This is a genomic window from Staphylococcus sp. TCBT05, from assembly GCF_055179755.1.
Window position 1 is genome coordinate 1,165,814 of record NZ_JBUQDQ010000038.1, and the last position, 17,370, is coordinate 1,183,183.

General features: G+C 33.6%; 16 protein-coding genes. 1 reads left to right on the plus strand and 15 read right to left on the minus strand.

Annotation, left to right across the window (positions count from 1 at the left end):
* Positions 1–424: 424 nt before the first annotated feature.
* From ACY191_RS12680 to ACY191_RS12690, 3 genes are read right to left on the minus strand one after another with little or no spacing between them, the layout of a single operon-like run.
* Positions 425–1,447 (minus strand): sensor histidine kinase, encoded by a 1,023-nt coding sequence (locus ACY191_RS12680; RefSeq protein ID WP_042738138.1) that lies wholly within the window; start codon positions 1,445–1,447, stop codon positions 425–427.
* Complete coding sequence (locus ACY191_RS12685; protein WP_042738137.1) at positions 1,434–2,114, minus strand: response regulator transcription factor; 681 nt, start codon at positions 2,112–2,114, stop codon at positions 1,434–1,436. Before ACY191_RS12685 ends, ACY191_RS12680 begins: the two co-directional genes overlap by 14 nt.
* 16 nt (positions 2,115–2,130) lie before the next feature.
* Positions 2,131–3,048, minus strand: a complete 918-nt coding sequence (locus ACY191_RS12690; RefSeq protein WP_107512429.1) for an NAD(P)H-binding protein — start codon at positions 3,046–3,048, stop codon at positions 2,131–2,133.
* Between the two features lie 121 nt (positions 3,049–3,169).
* On the opposite strand from ACY191_RS12690, the gene ACY191_RS12695 reads away from it, so the two are divergent.
* On the plus strand, positions 3,170–3,676 hold the full coding sequence (locus ACY191_RS12695; protein WP_107512428.1) for a GNAT family N-acetyltransferase: 507 nt from the start codon (positions 3,170–3,172) through the stop codon (positions 3,674–3,676).
* 389 nt (positions 3,677–4,065) lie between these two features.
* Here ACY191_RS12695 and ACY191_RS12700 read toward each other — a convergent pair whose 3' ends face one another.
* The 12 genes from ACY191_RS12700 to ACY191_RS12755 form a co-directional block, all read right to left on the minus strand.
* A complete protein-coding gene (locus ACY191_RS12700) occupies positions 4,066–5,097 on the minus strand; it encodes an alpha/beta hydrolase (RefSeq protein WP_229366977.1) in 1,032 nt (343 codons plus the stop codon).
* 154 nt (positions 5,098–5,251) lie between these two features.
* A complete protein-coding gene (locus tag ACY191_RS12705) occupies positions 5,252–6,319 on the minus strand; it encodes a YkvI family membrane protein (RefSeq protein ID WP_042738133.1) in 1,068 nt (355 codons plus the stop codon).
* A gap of 302 nt (positions 6,320–6,621) precedes the next feature.
* Complete coding sequence (locus ACY191_RS12710; protein ID WP_229366976.1) at positions 6,622–7,122, minus strand: hypothetical protein; 501 nt, start codon at positions 7,120–7,122, stop codon at positions 6,622–6,624.
* A 170-nt stretch (positions 7,123–7,292) separates the two neighbouring features.
* Positions 7,293–7,652, minus strand: a complete 360-nt coding sequence (dhaM, locus tag ACY191_RS12715) for a dihydroxyacetone kinase phosphoryl donor subunit DhaM (RefSeq protein ID WP_042738131.1) — start codon at positions 7,650–7,652, stop codon at positions 7,293–7,295.
* Between the two features lies 1 nt (position 7,653).
* On the minus strand, positions 7,654–8,229 hold the full coding sequence (dhaL, locus tag ACY191_RS12720) for a dihydroxyacetone kinase subunit DhaL (RefSeq protein WP_463270055.1): 576 nt from the start codon (positions 8,227–8,229) through the stop codon (positions 7,654–7,656).
* Positions 8,230–8,253: 24 nt separating this feature from the next.
* Positions 8,254–9,225: a dihydroxyacetone kinase subunit DhaK gene (gene dhaK, locus ACY191_RS12725; protein ID WP_042738129.1), complete on the minus strand. Its 972-nt coding sequence runs from the start codon at positions 9,223–9,225 to the stop codon at positions 8,254–8,256.
* 212 nt (positions 9,226–9,437) lie between these two features.
* Positions 9,438–10,454 (minus strand): FecCD family ABC transporter permease, encoded by a 1,017-nt coding sequence (locus ACY191_RS12730; protein WP_042738128.1) that lies wholly within the window; start codon positions 10,452–10,454, stop codon positions 9,438–9,440.
* The gene (locus ACY191_RS12735) at positions 10,451–11,428 is read right to left on the minus strand and encodes a FecCD family ABC transporter permease (RefSeq protein WP_371130142.1); all 978 of its coding nucleotides are present in this window, start codon (positions 11,426–11,428) and stop codon (positions 10,451–10,453) included. The genes ACY191_RS12730 and ACY191_RS12735 overlap by 4 nt, the downstream gene beginning before the upstream one ends.
* A 34-nt stretch (positions 11,429–11,462) precedes the next feature.
* On the minus strand, positions 11,463–12,266 hold the full coding sequence (locus tag ACY191_RS12740) for an ABC transporter ATP-binding protein (protein ID WP_042738126.1): 804 nt from the start codon (positions 12,264–12,266) through the stop codon (positions 11,463–11,465).
* A 320-nt stretch (positions 12,267–12,586) separates the two neighbouring features.
* On the minus strand, positions 12,587–13,423 hold the full coding sequence (locus ACY191_RS12745) for a YitT family protein (RefSeq protein ID WP_042738125.1): 837 nt from the start codon (positions 13,421–13,423) through the stop codon (positions 12,587–12,589).
* Between the two features lie 508 nt (positions 13,424–13,931).
* Positions 13,932–15,161 (minus strand): NupC/NupG family nucleoside CNT transporter, encoded by a 1,230-nt coding sequence (locus tag ACY191_RS12750; RefSeq protein ID WP_042738124.1) that lies wholly within the window; start codon positions 15,159–15,161, stop codon positions 13,932–13,934.
* 388 nt (positions 15,162–15,549) lie between these two features.
* A complete protein-coding gene (locus ACY191_RS12755) occupies positions 15,550–17,268 on the minus strand; it encodes an ABC transporter ATP-binding protein (RefSeq protein ID WP_107512420.1) in 1,719 nt (572 codons plus the stop codon).
* Positions 17,269–17,370 lie beyond the last annotated feature (102 nt).

Genomic DNA, 17,370 nt, shown 5'->3' on the forward strand with positions numbered 1-17,370 from the left:
CCTGACAAACTGAGCATGCGCAGATTTACAATAAACTCATTTTTTTGACTTTTCAAACAGTTTTGTAAAAATAGTGTAAATGAATTTTTGCTCTAATCGTTTTAAAAAATCTCACAATTCTCTATTTGTCCTTTATTGAAAATAGCATAAAATTTACAATCCTACAATTAGATTTACAAATTCTTAACATTACATTTTCATAAAATTAATAAAGTTGTTCACATCTACACTGACAAGACGTTTCAAGATTTTTAATTTTTAGATTATTAAAGTAATCTAATCAAAAAACATCTTTCACGCTTATATTTTCATAATTATTTCATTTTTTCAACTCATAACGTTCAACTTAATTCAGTCATTATTATTTAGTGTCAAAAAAAATAAAAGTTGAAGTGACCGATATGGCGTTACTTCAACTTTATCATTATTCCGATATTCTTTTCACTAACTCATTTTGTGTTGGGAAAATAAAGGTAACTTCTGTCCCATGACCTTCATCAGAAACCACTTCAACTTGAATACCTAAATTTTGTTTTACTGTATTCACTAAATATAATCCAATACCTGAGGAAGTCGTTTCATTTCTATAATTCGTCGAGGTGAAACCTTTATCAAAAATTCGCGGTAAATCCTTTTTACTAATACCACGGCCTTCATCCTTAATTTGAACTTGGACTTGTTCATTGATAAGTGATGATTTTACATAAATCGTCCCATTTTCACTATACTTAATTGCATTTGAGAATATTTGTCGAATCATCATTCTACACCATTTTGAATCAGTATAAACATGATGACTTTCATCTAAATCTAATTCATAACCAATACCTTTAGCTTGGCTAAGATAACGAGTCAGTTGAATCTCTTCTATAATCAGTCTTTTCAAAGGGACATATTCAAAATACATATCATTATTTTGTGATTCTATACGTGTTAAATACAATTGCTTGTCTAACATATCATTGATACGAGTCCATTCGAACAACAATGCACGTTTTTTATCCATGTCCGCTTCTTTTTCAATCATCAATTTCATAGCTGTAACTGGTGTCTTAATATCATGAACAAAATCTGTCAACGAAGCTTCTGTAGATTGAATTTTCATTCTTTGCTTGGTCACAATTAACTTTTGACTTGTAATTTGATTATATAAGTATTCGACCATTTTTTGTTGGAACGGTGTATCAGCAAGGCCTTTATGCTTTAATTCTTCAGGCTCTATATTATCGTTTAAATGTATAAAAAACTTAATTTCCTTCACATATGTAAATACTAAGAACAATGAAGTTAAACCTAAATTTAAAATAATAATATAATAAATGCTTCCCACACTTATATCATAGTCAATATACGCAATACCTAGAAAAATTAGATGCAACAACATTATCCATAAAATCCAACTAATACGTGTTCTTAAAAATAAGAAAAACCATTTAAGATGCTCCATGTGCCATGTAACCTTTACCAATTTTTGTCTCAATCGCATCTTTCATATCAATCTCGGCTAATTTTTTACGTAAACGGTTCACATTAACTGTCAGAGTATTATCACTTACAAACGCTTCATCATCCCAGAGCGCTGTGATAATTGTATCTCTATTGACGATTTGGTCTTGTTTTTTCACTAGCATTTCTAAAATAATCATTTCAGTTTTAGATAAATAAATAATTGTATCATCCTTATTGATACTATCCTTTGCTAAATCAAGTGTCGCCTTTTGCCATTGAATAACTCTTTTCTCATCTTTACTAAATTCATATACACGTCGATAAATAGCTTGAATTTTAGCTATTAATATACTGGTATTAAAGGGTTTTTGTACAAAATCATCTGCTCCTAATTCCATGCTCATCACTTGATCCATAGGATTATCCCTAGAGGACAAGAACAATATTGGTGTATTAGACACTTCTCTAATCTTTCGCGTCCAATAAAAACCATCATATTTAGGTAGCTTAACATCCATAATCACGATTGCAGGGTTAATCTGTTCAAATAAACTCAACACATCGCCAAAATCATCGACACCCTTAACTATAAAATCCCACTGCTCCAGCTCTGTACTCAATTCATTAAATAATGTCATATCATCTTCTACTAATAATATTTCCACATTATAATCTCCCAACTTATTTGGTATATTTAATATCTTCTCCTGATTGAATACGACGATTAAAATGTCGAATACGGCACTCTATTTCAAATCCTCTCATCATCAAACTTTGAAATGGAGATTGAACCATATAATAAATCGGCCACACTAATTTTGGTATATAATCATATAAATGCACCATTACCGTCTGAGTACCTGCTAATTTTCTAAACTCAAGTTTACCTTGTTTCTGTACCTTCTTATTCATCAATCTTCCACCAACAATAAATAACGTAATCAAATCATCATCTGTCAGTTCTTTCTTCAAGACTAACAACGGCTTATTGGCATCTTTAATATATATAATATAGTAATCTTGATCCATTTTTGTGTGTAGCAATGTTCCATTAGTTTCATTCAACCAATTAAAATAATAGTTTACAAGTTGTTCAAGTGTCAACTTCAATGGTTGTTGCATACTTAAGGCACTGCGCACATCATCATATTTCGAAACTTGTAGTTCAACTGCTACATGAGGTCTCGGCACAATATTATCTGTCTGTTCAACAGGCGTACCATAAGCTTTCAATCTTGCTATAGATTCATTGTCAAAACGTCCCCCACTAATATATATAATCTTGCTTATATTTTGTTTTGCTGCCGCTCTGCCAAAATTATCTGCAGCCAATAAATTCATATCGCGTGCACTAGCCTTCGTAAGCTTTGCAGAATGTTTGGTAGGATCTAAGTAAAAGATAGCAATATCCATACCTTCCATTGCGTCTACAACATCTCTATAATTAAAAATATCTTTCTTTAACCACTGCACATCTCGTAAATCCTGTTCCTTAGGATACTTTGATAATGTATATAAATGCGCTACATTTTTTATTTGAGGCACCAAGTTCTTTCCTATATAACCTGTTGCACCAGCTAGTAATATATTAGGCTTCATAAAACATACTTCCTTTATAATGATTTATTAAAAATTAATATTGTCTAGTAAAATAATGATTTTGATGTTAAATTATATTATGATTAAATATATGTAAAATTCAAACAAGGAGTGGAAATGAATGGTTCATCAAATCCGAGAAATTAGTATAAAAGATATCGACCCATTTATTAAACTATTAACCACGATTTATGATGAGTCAGACTACCTCATCTATAACCCAGGCGAATATGCACCTTCTACTACAGATGCTATTTCTAATTTAGAACATTTTATCACATCACCCTCTAACGCAATATTTGTAGCCGAAAACAATGGTGAACTCGTCGGCTTTGCTACTGTGACAACAGAAGATTATGAGCGTGCACGCCACGAAGCTAAATTCTCAATGGGCGTAATTAGACATTACCGTGAAAAGGGGTTAGGTCAATCACTCATAAACGCTGTAGAAGCTTGGTCTTTAAACCATGATATCAGACGTATTGAAGTATTAGTCGTTCCCGAAAATGAAACAGCAGTTTCATTATTCAAAGCTGCCAATTATCAAATCGAAGGTGAGTTACGTGATAAACTCTATATCGATGGTCGTTATTACAATAAATATATCTTGGCAAAGCTATTACTATAATCTACCTCTATCACTAAAGAATAAACTATTATAAATGTTATTTAATTTCGGTCAAAACATATGTATCTTTACATATAACAATGAGCAAAAATAATTATTTTAAATATGATACCTTGACTCATCGTAGGAAACAGTCTGGGACATAAATACACAGCATTAAGCCCATCAAAGATTTTTGATCTTTGATGGGCTTGTTATTGATATCAATACTGCGTATTGTAATTACTCGCATACCTAAGTGGGCAGTTTCGAGTCTCGGTCTCGATACTCATTCTACTCCCTCAGGTGTGTCGCAAACAATACGCAGTTCTTATATGTTATTACTACATCAACCTATTAATATGCCTTATCCATACTAGATACCACTGCAATGGGACTCTTCAGCTCATTTAATAGGGATTTAGTTCAACACCATTTGGATTTGAATCTTCTGGATTTAATTTTGCTTCGACACCTGAAGAATTAGTATTTCTACTTAAGAATCTTAAGACATCTTTCATATTTTGTTGAGATTCAGGTTTATCTAAATGGAATTGGTATTGATGTCTCAAATGATGAGAACCATCATAGAATAGTTTATCTACTGGGACATCTTTAGATTTAAGTTTTTTATAAAATGAAATATTTTGACTATAGAACGGGTCCGCATCACCTACTGATAAAAAAGTTGGCGGATATTCTTTGGTCACTTGGTTAATTGTCGACATTTCACTAATATATTTAAACTGTTGCTCCCAATTACGCTTTCCTGTGTAACTTTCCATAAATAGTTGGATTCTTGGGAATTCAGTTTGTCGCACCGTCTTCATATCATAAAAGCCTCCGAAAAAGATTGCAGCTTTGATTTGATCAGGTTTGAACTGTTGTTTGAAATGCATATCTTCTCTTAAAGATTTATTCGTTTGTATTGCTGTATATTGACTAGAAAGCTGTGCACCAGCAGAATCACCACCAAATACAACTTGATCGAAATTAATTGGCAGTTCATGTTGATTATGTTTAATAAACCTAACTGCTCGATCAATTTGTTTCAATTGTGTTGGATATTTTGAGTCTGGCGCTAATGCATAGTTAATATTTACTACAATATATCCTTGTTCTGCAATTTTAGAGAGTAACGGGTTCTTGTATTGCTTATCACCTGCAATGTAACCTCCACCATGCATCCAAAATATGACCGGTAATTTGTTGTCACTATCTAATTCAGTTGGCGTCAGTATATCTAGACGACTATTAGGAATCCCTTTACTATAGGTAATATTCGTAAATGCATTGACATTTTTATTGTTGATTTGTACTTTTTCTTTAACTTCTTTCGTGTGTTGACGGTCAAAATGTTGCTTAAGCAATAATCCAGTAATGATCGCAACCACTATGAACACAATGATTGTTATTAAAGTCCATTTATGTTTTTTCTTCATAGTTACCGTTCCTTTCGGAAGCATTGTATCATAATTGTTATTTTGACAATAGTAATTGCAAATGATATGAAAAATGATAAAAGATAAAACCTCAGCCTTCACAAAACTGAAAAGCTGAGATTTCTTTAAATACTTATAATTATTTTTTACTAAATTAAGCGATATGCTTTTTGTTTTGATTTTTACGTAAATAGTATTTAATCAAAACAGCTACAACGACTATAAGTCCGATAATACCCATTACTGGATATAAGAAATTGATTAAACTTGTAAATCCTACAAAACTTAAAGCAAATGCAATAAGTACCATTAATACAATAAAGATATGATATTTCTTACTATATGGTTCAGTAAATCGAGCTGCAAATGAATACATTAACCCAAGAATTGTATTATACATTACCGCTAACATAATAATTGATAAAGCAAAACCAATCCATGGATGAATATCGTTTGCCAATGTTAATGTTGGAATTGAGGCACTTTTGATTTTTGGATATTCTGCTTGTAGTGCAAAGTTTATCAATGCTAATAACACTGTATAAATCACACCACCAAATAATGCACCAGAACCGGCTACCTTCCTTTTCGATGCATCGCCACCAATTGCCACAATCGTACTAAATCCAACTGCAAAAGCAAGTCCACCATAATTAATCCCGAAAATGATTGCTTTCCATAAACTTGTTTTTGGTACTGTACTATTTACTTCATTAAGTGCAACACTACCATTAAATAAATAATAAATTGCGATTATAACTACAAAGACAATTAAGAATGGTGTAACAACCCCTAAAGCTCTTACAATTTTATTAAAATCCATTAGTAGTGTTATATAAATCGCAATGACCATAATTAAAGCACCAAGCCATGTTGGAACCCCAAAACTTTCTTGGAATGTTGATCCGGCTCCTGCAATCATTGTTACAGATATACCGAATAAGAAAAATATTAATAAATAATCGATAATCTTGCTAAAAATATCACTAAATAAATAGTCTAACGTCGATTCATGGTTCTGTGCATCAAAGGCACTACCTATTTTAGCTACTTGTCTGCCTATAAAACCTAATATTAAACCTGATAGGATGACACCAATATACGACCATAGACCATAAGATGTAAAGAATTGCATAACTTCTTGTCCAGTCGAGAATCCAGCACCTACCACGATTCCGACATAAGCAAAACCAATTTTTACAGCTTCTTTATTCAACCCCATGTATATTACAACCTCCTAATTGTTTACACATTGAGATATTATACCTTATCAACTATATTTTGCAACACACAAAAAAACTTTCTTAAAATGTTAATCAATTCATTTTTTATTTACAGTAATATAATTTAAAGTTCAAAGTATTCTAATAACCATTTATATAGAATAAAATTACATATCAATTATTTTCCCGATTAAACAACAAAAAAACCGAAATTCTCACTATCATAAAATGAGTATTTCGGTTTAATTATTATTCAAATCTAATAATAGCTTAAAAAACAGACGTTCTTATCTGTTAGTTTCTAATGAGCATCCTTAAATCGATTTAATTCATTGAAATCTACAATAACGTTATCCATACGTTTTGCAGTTTCCTTTAGCACATTACGCGCAACGCTATTAGCTGGATCTAACTTAAGAATTTGACGCGCTACATCGAAAGCTTTCTTATCAGAAATGACTGGTTCAGGCACTGCATGTAATAATAACATTTGCAATAAACTCTTTACTTCTTTGCCTTCAGTGAGCTTTATGGAAGTTTGCGCATGATAAAAGGCAGAGTCAAGTGCACCTTCTAGTTCACTTAATGGATAAACAAGTAGTAAAAAGGCTAAGTCGTGCAATTCAGCAGTTTCTTCCTCTTTCATCATGTCTAAGATACAAGTATAAAACATGACGCTTTCCACTTCGTGGGCACTTGAAATATAAGCTTCTTCAAATTCCATAAAATCTGACTGGGACATTAATCGCTTGACTGACTCGAACTCACCGTTTAAGACATGCTTTTGGATTAAATCTTTCATGGCAATGTCCTCCTAGTATCCAGATTCCTAATTATAGTTAGCTTTTATTTTATCATATTTCAAAAATTAATTCATATAAAAATAAACTGTTTAGGACTATTTATTCTAAAAACGTCATTATACTGTTATTAAACACTTGTATCAATCGCTTTTTCATTTATATTCTTAAATTAAAAGTTCTGTTTAATTTCATTAAGCGTTTCATCATAGGATCCACCCACAGACAATTTAACGGCAGCAGTAAAGCTACCCTCTACAATTGGCGCATCCACCTTTTCAATACGGTAATCGCCTGTATACATTTCTATAGCCAAATCTAAATTCATTTCAGCTGACCCAATATCATAAAAACATATTGCATCATCCGATAATTCATTGATCATCTCTTGAATTTGGTCATAAGATGTACCAATACGTCCTTCTGCGCCACCTTGTGCAATCACATTAACATCACCAGCCATTTGCTCTAATAAGGCTTGTGTTCCATTTGCAATATCCTCACTATGGCTCACTATCACTATTGATGTCATATTAATCCTCTCCAATCAATGCATTCAATATATATACGCTACTTTGTGCCCCTGGATCAACAAAGCCAACCGAGTCAGCTTTGAAATAAGACGCTCTCCCTTTTGTTGCTTCAATATCCTTTGTCGCATTTGCGAAGGATTGTAATTTCTCCATATCAACCTTTTCACCATTTCGAACCGCTTCATTAGCACGTTCTATCACGTCATACATAGTTTTCTCATTTAAACTCACTTTCCCTCTTTGGGCTATCGCTTCAGAAAAGGCCTGCAGTAACGCTTTAACATTTTCATTATCTATGTCATCTCCAACTACTTGTGACATTTTAACAAAGCTAAATCCATACAACGGTCCAGATGCACCACCTATATTTGACATTAATGTCATACCCGTAGATTTAAATAAATTTTGCATGGAACTATCATCGATATGATCAGGTAAAGCTTTGAATCCTCTAACCATGTTCACACCATGATCACCATCACCAATGGCTCTGTCTAATTCAGTAAGTTCACTTTCCTTGTCCTCAAATACAGACACTAACTCAAGTAATCTATCTTTCATCGCTTTGACATCCATTATTATTACACTCCTTTAGTTAATCTATACCAAATTAAAATAACTACTACTTGTTTCTGCAACAATAGCTTGCGATAATTCGTCATTAACAGGTACAAAGGTCAACGATACACCTTGCATATCTAATGCAGTCATATAGTCACCAACTAGCCAGTGTGCTACTGTGATATTTTTACCTTTTAAATATTCAGCTAAATACTTCGCTACAATATTTAATTCAGATAAAGGTGTGCCACCCATACCATTTACCATCACGATTAAATGGTTTGCGTCTACTTGCTTTAACAATTCATCACTAAGGCGAGCAACGATTTGGTCGACTGTGGTCATTTTTTCCCTGGACAATCCTTTTTCCCCATGAATCCCAACGCCAATCTCTATTTCATCATCAGCGATATCGAAACCATATTGCCCAGTAGTCGGTACCATTGGCGCTGTAACAGCCATGCCTATTGATTTAATAGTTGGTAATACTTGGTCCAAACGTGCTTTAATGTCATCTAATTTGACTCCTTGTTCAGCAAGGTACCCTGCATACTTATGAACTAATACGGTACCTGCAACGCCTCTTTGTTTATCCTCATCACTAACTGCAATATCATCTTTCACTACAATAGATGCAACTTTGATATCTTCCATTTCGGCCATTTCTTGAGCCATTTCAAAGTTCATGACATCTCCGGCATAGTTTTTAATTACTAATAATACGCCATCTCCATTATCAACCGCTTTAATCGCACTTAATATTTTATCTGGAGTTGGAGAGGTAAAGACTTCACCACACACTGCAGCGTCTAACATACCTTGTGCCACATATCCTGCATGTGCAGGTTCATGTCCACTGCCACCGCCTGAAACAATAGCAACACCTTCTTGTTTCTTGTCTTTTCTCACAATGACTGAATCGGCAATGAGCTCAATATTTTTATTTACTTCTAACATGCCGTCAAGCATATCAGATAAGAACTGAGTTTTATCTTTAATTAGTTTTTTCATTTTTGTGGCCTCCTGTTCATAATATCCATATATCCATTTACAGTATACATCACACATAATTGTAAACGCTAACATAATTCATCAGGCTATTTTTCTATTCTAATTGCTTAACAATGATTTAGTTTTAATTTTAATAAAAAAAATACCACAACCTAGCGTGTTGCTAAGTTGTGGTAGGAAAACATCTATGATGCACTTAAATATTCACATCTTTAAACTGATTTAGTTTTATACATTAAATATAAGAAATATGGTGCCCCAATAATTGCTACAACAATACCTGCTGGAATACCTGAAGGCTGTAGTATCACCTTACCTAACGTATCCGAAACAACAAGTAGTAAAGCACCAATCAATATGGAGATTGGCAAGAATAATTGATGTCTAGGACCGACGATTGATTTGGCGATATGAGGACCCATTAGTCCAATAAAGCCAATAGCACCAGCTACAGACACTGCCGCAGAGGACAATATAACCGCCACTAGCAGTAGGACAATACGCTCTTTGCCTATTTTCACTCCGACACCTTGCGCAATATGTTGATGTGTATTTAATAAATTTAAGACATTCGATTTAAATAATAGATATGGCACCAGAATAATCACCCATGGTAAGAAAGCAATAACAAAGGTCCATTCATCGCCCCAAATATTACCAGCAAACCATGATGCCATAAACTCAGACTGATCTTTATCAAATGTAGACATCAATGTTAACGAACCACCACTTAAAGCTGCTGCCATACCGACACCAACTAATACCATGCTCGCCGGAGAAATACCTTCACCTCTGTTATAACTAAATGAAAATATAATAATTGCTGTTAATATACCGCCTATCATACTAATAATTGGCAACACATAGACAAAGTTTTCAGCATTCACCTGACCAATTACAATAAATAAGGCAATGACAAAACCACTACCTGCATTGATACCCAGTATCCCTGGTTCTGCTAATGGATTGCGTGTAACACTTTGCAAGATAGCACCGCTCATAGCTAAGGCTGCTCCAGCAAGAATAGTGATAAGCATACGTGGCAACCTAAATTCCATTAATATTAAGGTGTCTGTATACTCACCTTGTCCAAACAAAGTCTTAAAGAATGTGCCTACAGACATCTTATATTCACCAGATGTCATACTCCAAGCACATGCTAATAGTATCAAGACGATCAAGACAATCATTGTAACCCACTGTTTATATCTCAGTTTTGGATCAATCATGAGAATCGGCCCCCTCTTTTAACTAAATATAAAAAGTAAGGTACGCCGATAAATGAAATAATAGCGCCAACTGGTGCCTCACCTAACATACGTGCTACTGTATCAGCGACCAACATGAGCAAGCCACCAACAATTGCCGTTAATGGTATCACGCGTGCATAGTCAGTACCAACCAAATAACGAACAATATGAGGTACCATTAAACCAACAAATGCAATTTGACCCACCATTGCAACTGCAATACCGGCTAACACCATCGATAATACTAATGATATACCACGTGTCATACTTACATTTTGTCCAAGTCCTTTAGCCAAGGTTTCACCTAAATTAAGAATCGTTAACTGTTTACTCATTGCAATAATAATCGTTAAAGCAATAATAATAAATGGCGCTGCCCAAACAAGTTGATGCCAAGTCGTTCCAGAAACACCACCAGCACTCCAAAATGTCAAACTCTGATTCAGACGGAACAATAGCGCTACACCTTGGCTTAATGCAGTCAATAAAGCACTTACTGCTGCACCAGCTAATATGATACGCATTGGATTAAATCCATCACTTCTCGATCTCCCGATCATTAAGACTATAAATCCGCCCATTAATGCACCAAGGAAACCAGCAAACATCATTACTAAAAAGGGCGCTGAAGGATAAAATGCAAACGTCATCGCTAACATAAAGGAAGCACCTGAGTTTAATCCAATTAAACTTGGATCTGCTAAACCGTTTTTAGTCACACCCTGTATCACTGCCCCTGAAGTTGCTAATGCCACACCAACCAGCATTGCTCCTACATCTCTTGGTATTCTAATTTCACTAATAATGTTATGTTGTTGATTATGTTTATCATAGTTGAAAATTGCATCAATTATCGTTGAAAGGTGAATCTTTGCATCACCTAATAATATGGAGACTAGCAATGCAGCCACCAATAAACAGATACTGATAATCAGCACTGTCGGAAAGTTCATCTTGCCTTTTCTATTTGTCGACATAATTTAACTCCTACACTTGCGAATAGCTCTTCTTACACAAATCATAAGTTACAAGCATTGGTTTACCTGTACGTGGATCTGTGCTGATTTCAACATCAATATTGAATACGCGTTCTAATATATCCTTCGTCAACACACTTTCTGTGTCGCCATCTGCAATAATATTTCCATCTTTCATTGTAATTAAATGATCGGAAAAACGAACTGCTTGGTTAATATCATGTAACACCATAATAATTGTACAACCTTGTTCTTGATTCAAACGTGTTATCAACTCTAATATTTCTAATTGATGTGAAATATCTAAGTAAGTTGTAGGTTCATCTAAAAATATAATATCTGTTCTTTGTGCTAAGGCCATAGCAATCCATACACGTTGTCTTTGTCCACCACTTAAATCGTTAATTGAACGATGTTTAAAGTCATACGTTCCCGTTACCGTCATTGCCCAATCGATTTCCTTTTTATCTTCTGCAGATAAACGTCCGAAGCCCTTTTGGTGTGGAAAACGACCATAAGAAACTAATTCGCCAACAGTTAAACCATCTGCGACTTCCGGTGACTGAGGTAAAATTGCAATCTTCTTAGCTACCTCTTTGGTTGATTGTGCATGCAAGCTTTCCCCATCTAACTTGATTTCACCATCTTTAATAGGTAACAATCTAGATAGTGCCTTTAGTAAGGTTGATTTCCCACAACCATTTGGTCCAATAATCGATGTAATCTTCCCATCTGGAATTTGCACGTCTAAACTATTAACGATAACATTATCTCCATAACCGATTGTTACTTGTTCTCCATTTAAGCGAGTCATAAGTTCCCTTCTTCCTATAAAATAAGCTTAAGTCTCTATTTATATTAACCAGTAATTTATCAAATTTTGTCGATTATCACGTTAATGATAATCATTATCATAAGTGATATTATATCATCTTTGAATTCTATTGACTATGAAATTTTACCATTGCTTGTAGATACCGAGATGAATTAAATAGCATTACATGATAAGTTCAGTCGTCAAATCTTTACCGACAATCATCATCAAACTTCATAGTAGAATAAAAAAAGACTTGTCGCTAGATGCTGTTTCCATCCATAGACAAGTCTCATTTTTAAAACACTACTTTAAAACGATTAATGTTCATCAATCAAAAAGCCATTACCATAAACATCACGTACATCGTGAATAACTAAAAATGCATTATCATCAATCTTCTTAATTAATCGCTTTGCCTTCGTCACTTGCGTCTTAGTAATAACTACATACAAAACGTCTTTATCTTCTCTAGAGAAATAACCTCTACCATTTAAAATAGTTAGCCCACGACCTACTTGTTCATCAATCACTTTAGCAATTTCATCTGGTTTACTAGAAATAATAGTCATTGCTTTTTTCGTATTTAAACCTTCTATTACGTAATCCATTACTTTAGTACCGATATATAAAGAAATTACAGTTACTAATGCACTCGCAACCGGAATAACAGACAATGAAATCGCCACAACAATCAAGTCAAAGAATAATAGCGCATATGGCGTACTGACATCGAGATACTTGTTTGCAATACGCGCAAGAATCGTTGTTCCTGCAGTAGTTCCACCAGCAAGTACAATCACACCAATACCAAGCCCAACACACGTTCCACCAAATACTGCATTGACTAAGATATTGCCTGTTTCAATTTCCCAACTTTTCGTTACTTCCAAGAATAATGATATAAGCACTGTTGCCACTATTGTTAAATACATGCTACGTTTACTTAAAAATTTATAACCAATCGCTATAAGAATCGCATTCAAGACAAAGTTTGTAATACCAGGCGAGATGTGAAAGGCATAATAGAGTACGATCGCTAAACCGGTTACGCCTCCCTCACCTAAATCCGCAGATATTATAAAGGTATTGACGCCAGCAGCAAAAATAAACGAACCGATAACGATTAATATTAAATCACGTACTGTTTTATTCATCCACATAACCCCCTCTTATTTAGTTCAATCAATTGAATGTTAGCAAATATTCTTTCACATCACAACACTATCTCCAAAAAAAGTTATTAAAATTAACATCTAAAAAATGCCATAATGACGGCACTTGCAAAAATTATTTATTTATAATTTTAAAAATTCTGAATTTTCGATTTACTTATGCACTTCTGTTTGCTATAATAATATCTATCTTCTTATTGATAGCCAATAAGAAGCCATCTCCTTTGTGTTGTTTATAGTAACAAACAAAACAAATTTTTGCTCGAGTGTATTAATAGTACCTAGTCCTTACTATTGATATACAATTAATTCATTTCCCGTAAAAGCCAAGTAATGATGAATGTGTCTCCTCACTTCATTCACTTGGCTTTATTTTTTTATCCCAATATATATCAGAACATTCTAATCTTATTATCAATTTTATACTGTAAAAAAATAGACTAGGCGAAATATAACTTCACCTAGTCTAAGAAATGTAATATTTAATTCATTACCACGCAAATAGACCTACAAATCCTGCAGTCATTAATGATACTAAGATACCTGCTAATAACATCATCGGCACGTATTTAGAAACAAAGTCAGACGTTTTTTGATCAACTATTCCTTTTAACGTACCAACAATCATACCGATTGTTGAGAAGTTGGCAAATGAAATTAAGAACGTCGTAATAACTGCTCTTCTATGTGGAGAGTATGACGCAACGACATCTTTAATTTGACCCATCACTACAAATTCATTTGTCACAATCTTCTTAGCCATTTGTTGGGCAACTACCCAAGCTTCATCAAATGGTAGACCTAATAATAAGGCAAATGGATACATTACAGTACCAAGCATTTGGTCTAAGCCAAAACTACCCTTCACACCAATCCATCCACCAATAATTCCAGTGAATAAATTAATTAATCTATCTAATAAATCTGATAATGCTACAAAACTGATGACAAACGCAATAATGATTAGAACTAACTTTCCAGCATTCAAAACGGAATCACCTAAGAATGAGAAGAATGGTTGTCGTTCAACTTCATTATTCTTAATGCTGTAAATGATGTCTTCTTTTTCTTCAACACTTACCGGATTTAAAATACAGGCTACAATAATTGCATTAATAATATTTAACGGAATGGCTGTAAGTACTAATTCACCCGGTACCATAGTTACATAAGCACCAACAATTGCTCCTGATACAGAACTCATAGACATCATCGCAATTGTTAATACGCGTGTCTCATTCATTCTTTTTAACTGTTCATTTGATACAGCTAAAGCTTCAGTATTTCCTAAAAACATCATCTCAATACCAAAGAATGATTCAAACTTAGGTTGACGTGTAATTTTCGCTAAAACCCAACCAATTGCTCCAATAAGCTTTGGCAAAACATTTAAATACATTAAAATATCAAATAACGGTACTACAAGTAAAATTGGAAACAGTGCGCTCACTGCCATATCCATCGCACCAGGTTTTACCCAACTTGCAAAGGCAAATCCAGTCCCTGCATGCGCGGAATTAATCATCCAAGCAATACCATTCGCTAATCCTTGAACCCCTGCTCTTCCCCAAGGGAAATAAATAAAGAACCATGCTAACACTAAATTTAATAGTACTAATATCCCAATTGATGTCCATTGTATGTTTTTTCTATTTCTAGAAAATAAGACTGCTATGCCTAAGAAAACGAACAATCCAATTATGTTAATAACTAAAAACATAATACACCTACCATTTCAATTTTATATAAAGATACGATATAAATCCTTAAACCACATGCTATGTAAAACAAATAAAAGGTAAACACCTATAGCTATAAGTTTGATAAGAACGAAGTCATATCTTGTACAGTAACTATGTGTGTTCACCTTCATTAACCTCATTTATTATCTTATTCTCTCTATAACTTATTATAAATGCCATTTTAATTTACATTGCATCCTTATAATTCAAAACAATTATAGCATGTATGTACTTTATAGAAAATAAGAATTTTAAAGTTCGATTTATTGGTGCTATTCAACTACTAACACCCATTAATATTCGGTTTACGTGATGAAAACGTATTCATATTAGTGGGATATTTTGTATTTTGTATTTTCTCTCATTTTAATCTGCTAAATTTTGTGTATTTACAAATGCTTGATATTTCTCATGCGTCGCCATAAGTTCTTGATGTGTGCCTTTGCCCGTAACTACTCCTCCATCTAAAAAGATGATTTGTTCTGCTTTTTTGATTGTCGATAATCTATGGGCAATCACAACGGTTGTTCTATTTTCCATCAATACTTCTAATGCTTCTTGTATCTTTCTTTCACTTTCACTGTCTAAATTTGCAGTTGCTTCATCTAATAGTAATATGTCAGGATTTTTCACAAAGCTTCTTGCGATATCAATACGTTGTCGTTGACCACCAGACAATTTCAAACCTCTTTCACCAACCAAAGTATCATAACCATCTTCAAACTGTTCTATAAACTCATGACAATTTGCCATTTTCGCATAATGTATCAATTCTTCGTCAGTCACCTGTCGATTTATACCATAAAGGATATTATCTCTAATCGTGCCACTCATTAAAGAATTAGACTGCATGACATAACCGATTTTTGCTCTCCAATCTGCCAATGATAAATCATAAATAGATGTACTTCCATAAGTAATTTCGCCTTGTTCGATATCATACATACGCTCAATAATATTAAATATTGTACTTTTACCTGAACCTGAGGGTCCAACAAATGCTGTCACTTTACTATATGGAATTTCAAATGACACATCCTTTAAGATGGGCTTTACACCATATTTAAAATTCACATCCGCAAATGTTAAGTTACCATCCGGAATCGTCAATTGATCATTAAATTCAATTGTTTCAATTGGTTCTTCCATAATTTCATGAATTCTGCTACTTGCACCAATTGCCTTTTTATAATCGGTTACTAACGTAGATAAATTAACCAATGGCGTTGATAATTGAATCACGTAAAATATCATCGCAATCAACGTACCTGCAGTAATCGCTCCTGTAGATATGCGTATCGCACCAAAGCCTAGGATAACTGCAATCGTTAATAACATGATTACACCCGTAATCGGTTGAATAATTGCTGTAATTTTCGCTTGCTTTAAACCTAAAAAATATATTTCTTTTAGATTTTTATGTGCGTTATCTAACTCTTCACGCTCAGTATTAGATACCTTGACCAATCTCATTTCTGTTAATACACGACCTAATAAACCACTAAAATTGGCAATTTCTGACTGAGTTTTCTTAGAAATAGTTTGCATTATTTTACCAAGTGGTATCATGATTGCTACAAAAATAGGAATCGTAATAAATGTTAATAGCGTCATTTTCCAATCCATAATAAAAAGCATGATTAAAGAACCGATAATAGTTAATACGGATGGTAATAAATTAGGTAACTTTTGCGAGATAAATTCATTAATTACCTTCGTATCATCTGTTAAACGACTCATCAATTGACCACTTTCATTTTGGTCAAAGAATGGCATTTTCAAATGAATAATATGACGCCACAATAGCGAGCGTATCGCATAAATAATCTTCTCACCTATCTTACTTAGTAAATAAAGCCCAATGCCACTAAGCAGAGCGTTCAAGATAAATATGCCGACGAATGCAATTAGGAAGTTCCAGTTGAAGTTTGTAAATGAAAACTTATCAACAAGTTTACCTGTAAAGAATGGAACAACAAGTCCTGTGATACTCCCTAAAGATGATATACACACGGCAATAACAATTAATCCAACAGGCCATGTTAACTTTTTGAATAAATAGAACAATGGATTCTCTTGTTTCATTTTTCCTACCTCTTCTGAAATTTTGTTATGTATATATTTTTAAAAGTGCAAAAATACATGCGATAAATTATATGTGTTTATTGATATTAATTTTCTAATAAA

What these genes read in the sequence shown, in the direction of transcription:
- ACY191_RS12680 (WP_042738138.1), bottom strand. Translation starts at nt 1,447, where the DNA reads ATGGAGCATCTTAAATGGTTTTTCTTATTTTTAAGAACACGTATTAGT.
- ACY191_RS12690 (WP_107512429.1), bottom strand. Translation starts at nt 3,048, where the DNA reads ATGAAGCCTAATATATTACTAGCTGGTGCAACAGGTTATATAGGAAAG.
- ACY191_RS12695 (WP_107512428.1), top strand. Translation starts at nt 3,170, where the DNA reads ATGGTTCATCAAATCCGAGAAATTAGTATAAAAGATATCGACCCATTT.
- ACY191_RS12700 (WP_229366977.1), bottom strand. Translation starts at nt 5,097, where the DNA reads ATGAAGAAAAAACATAAATGGACTTTAATAACAATCATTGTGTTCATA.
- ACY191_RS12705 (WP_042738133.1), bottom strand. Translation starts at nt 6,319, where the DNA reads ATGGGGTTGAATAAAGAAGCTGTAAAAATTGGTTTTGCTTATGTCGGA.
- ACY191_RS12710 (WP_229366976.1), bottom strand. Translation starts at nt 7,122, where the DNA reads ATGAAAGATTTAATCCAAAAGCATGTCTTAAACGGTGAGTTCGAGTCA.
- dhaM (WP_042738131.1), bottom strand. Translation starts at nt 7,652, where the DNA reads ATGACATCAATAGTGATAGTGAGCCATAGTGAGGATATTGCAAATGGA.
- dhaL (WP_463270055.1), bottom strand. Translation starts at nt 8,229, where the DNA reads ATGGATGTCAAAGCGATGAAAGATAGATTACTTGAGTTAGTGTCTGTA.
- dhaK (WP_042738129.1), bottom strand. Translation starts at nt 9,225, where the DNA reads ATGAAAAAACTAATTAAAGATAAAACTCAGTTCTTATCTGATATGCTT.
- ACY191_RS12730 (WP_042738128.1), bottom strand. Translation starts at nt 10,454, where the DNA reads ATGATTGATCCAAAACTGAGATATAAACAGTGGGTTACAATGATTGTC.
- ACY191_RS12735 (WP_371130142.1), bottom strand. Translation starts at nt 11,428, where the DNA reads ATGAACTTTCCGACAGTGCTGATTATCAGTATCTGTTTATTGGTGGCT.
- ACY191_RS12740 (WP_042738126.1), bottom strand. Translation starts at nt 12,266, where the DNA reads ATGACTCGCTTAAATGGAGAACAAGTAACAATCGGTTATGGAGATAAT.
- ACY191_RS12745 (WP_042738125.1), bottom strand. Translation starts at nt 13,423, where the DNA reads ATGAATAAAACAGTACGTGATTTAATATTAATCGTTATCGGTTCGTTT.
- ACY191_RS12750 (WP_042738124.1), bottom strand. Translation starts at nt 15,161, where the DNA reads ATGTTTTTAGTTATTAACATAATTGGATTGTTCGTTTTCTTAGGCATA.
- ACY191_RS12755 (WP_107512420.1), bottom strand. Translation starts at nt 17,268, where the DNA reads ATGAAACAAGAGAATCCATTGTTCTATTTATTCAAAAAGTTAACATGG.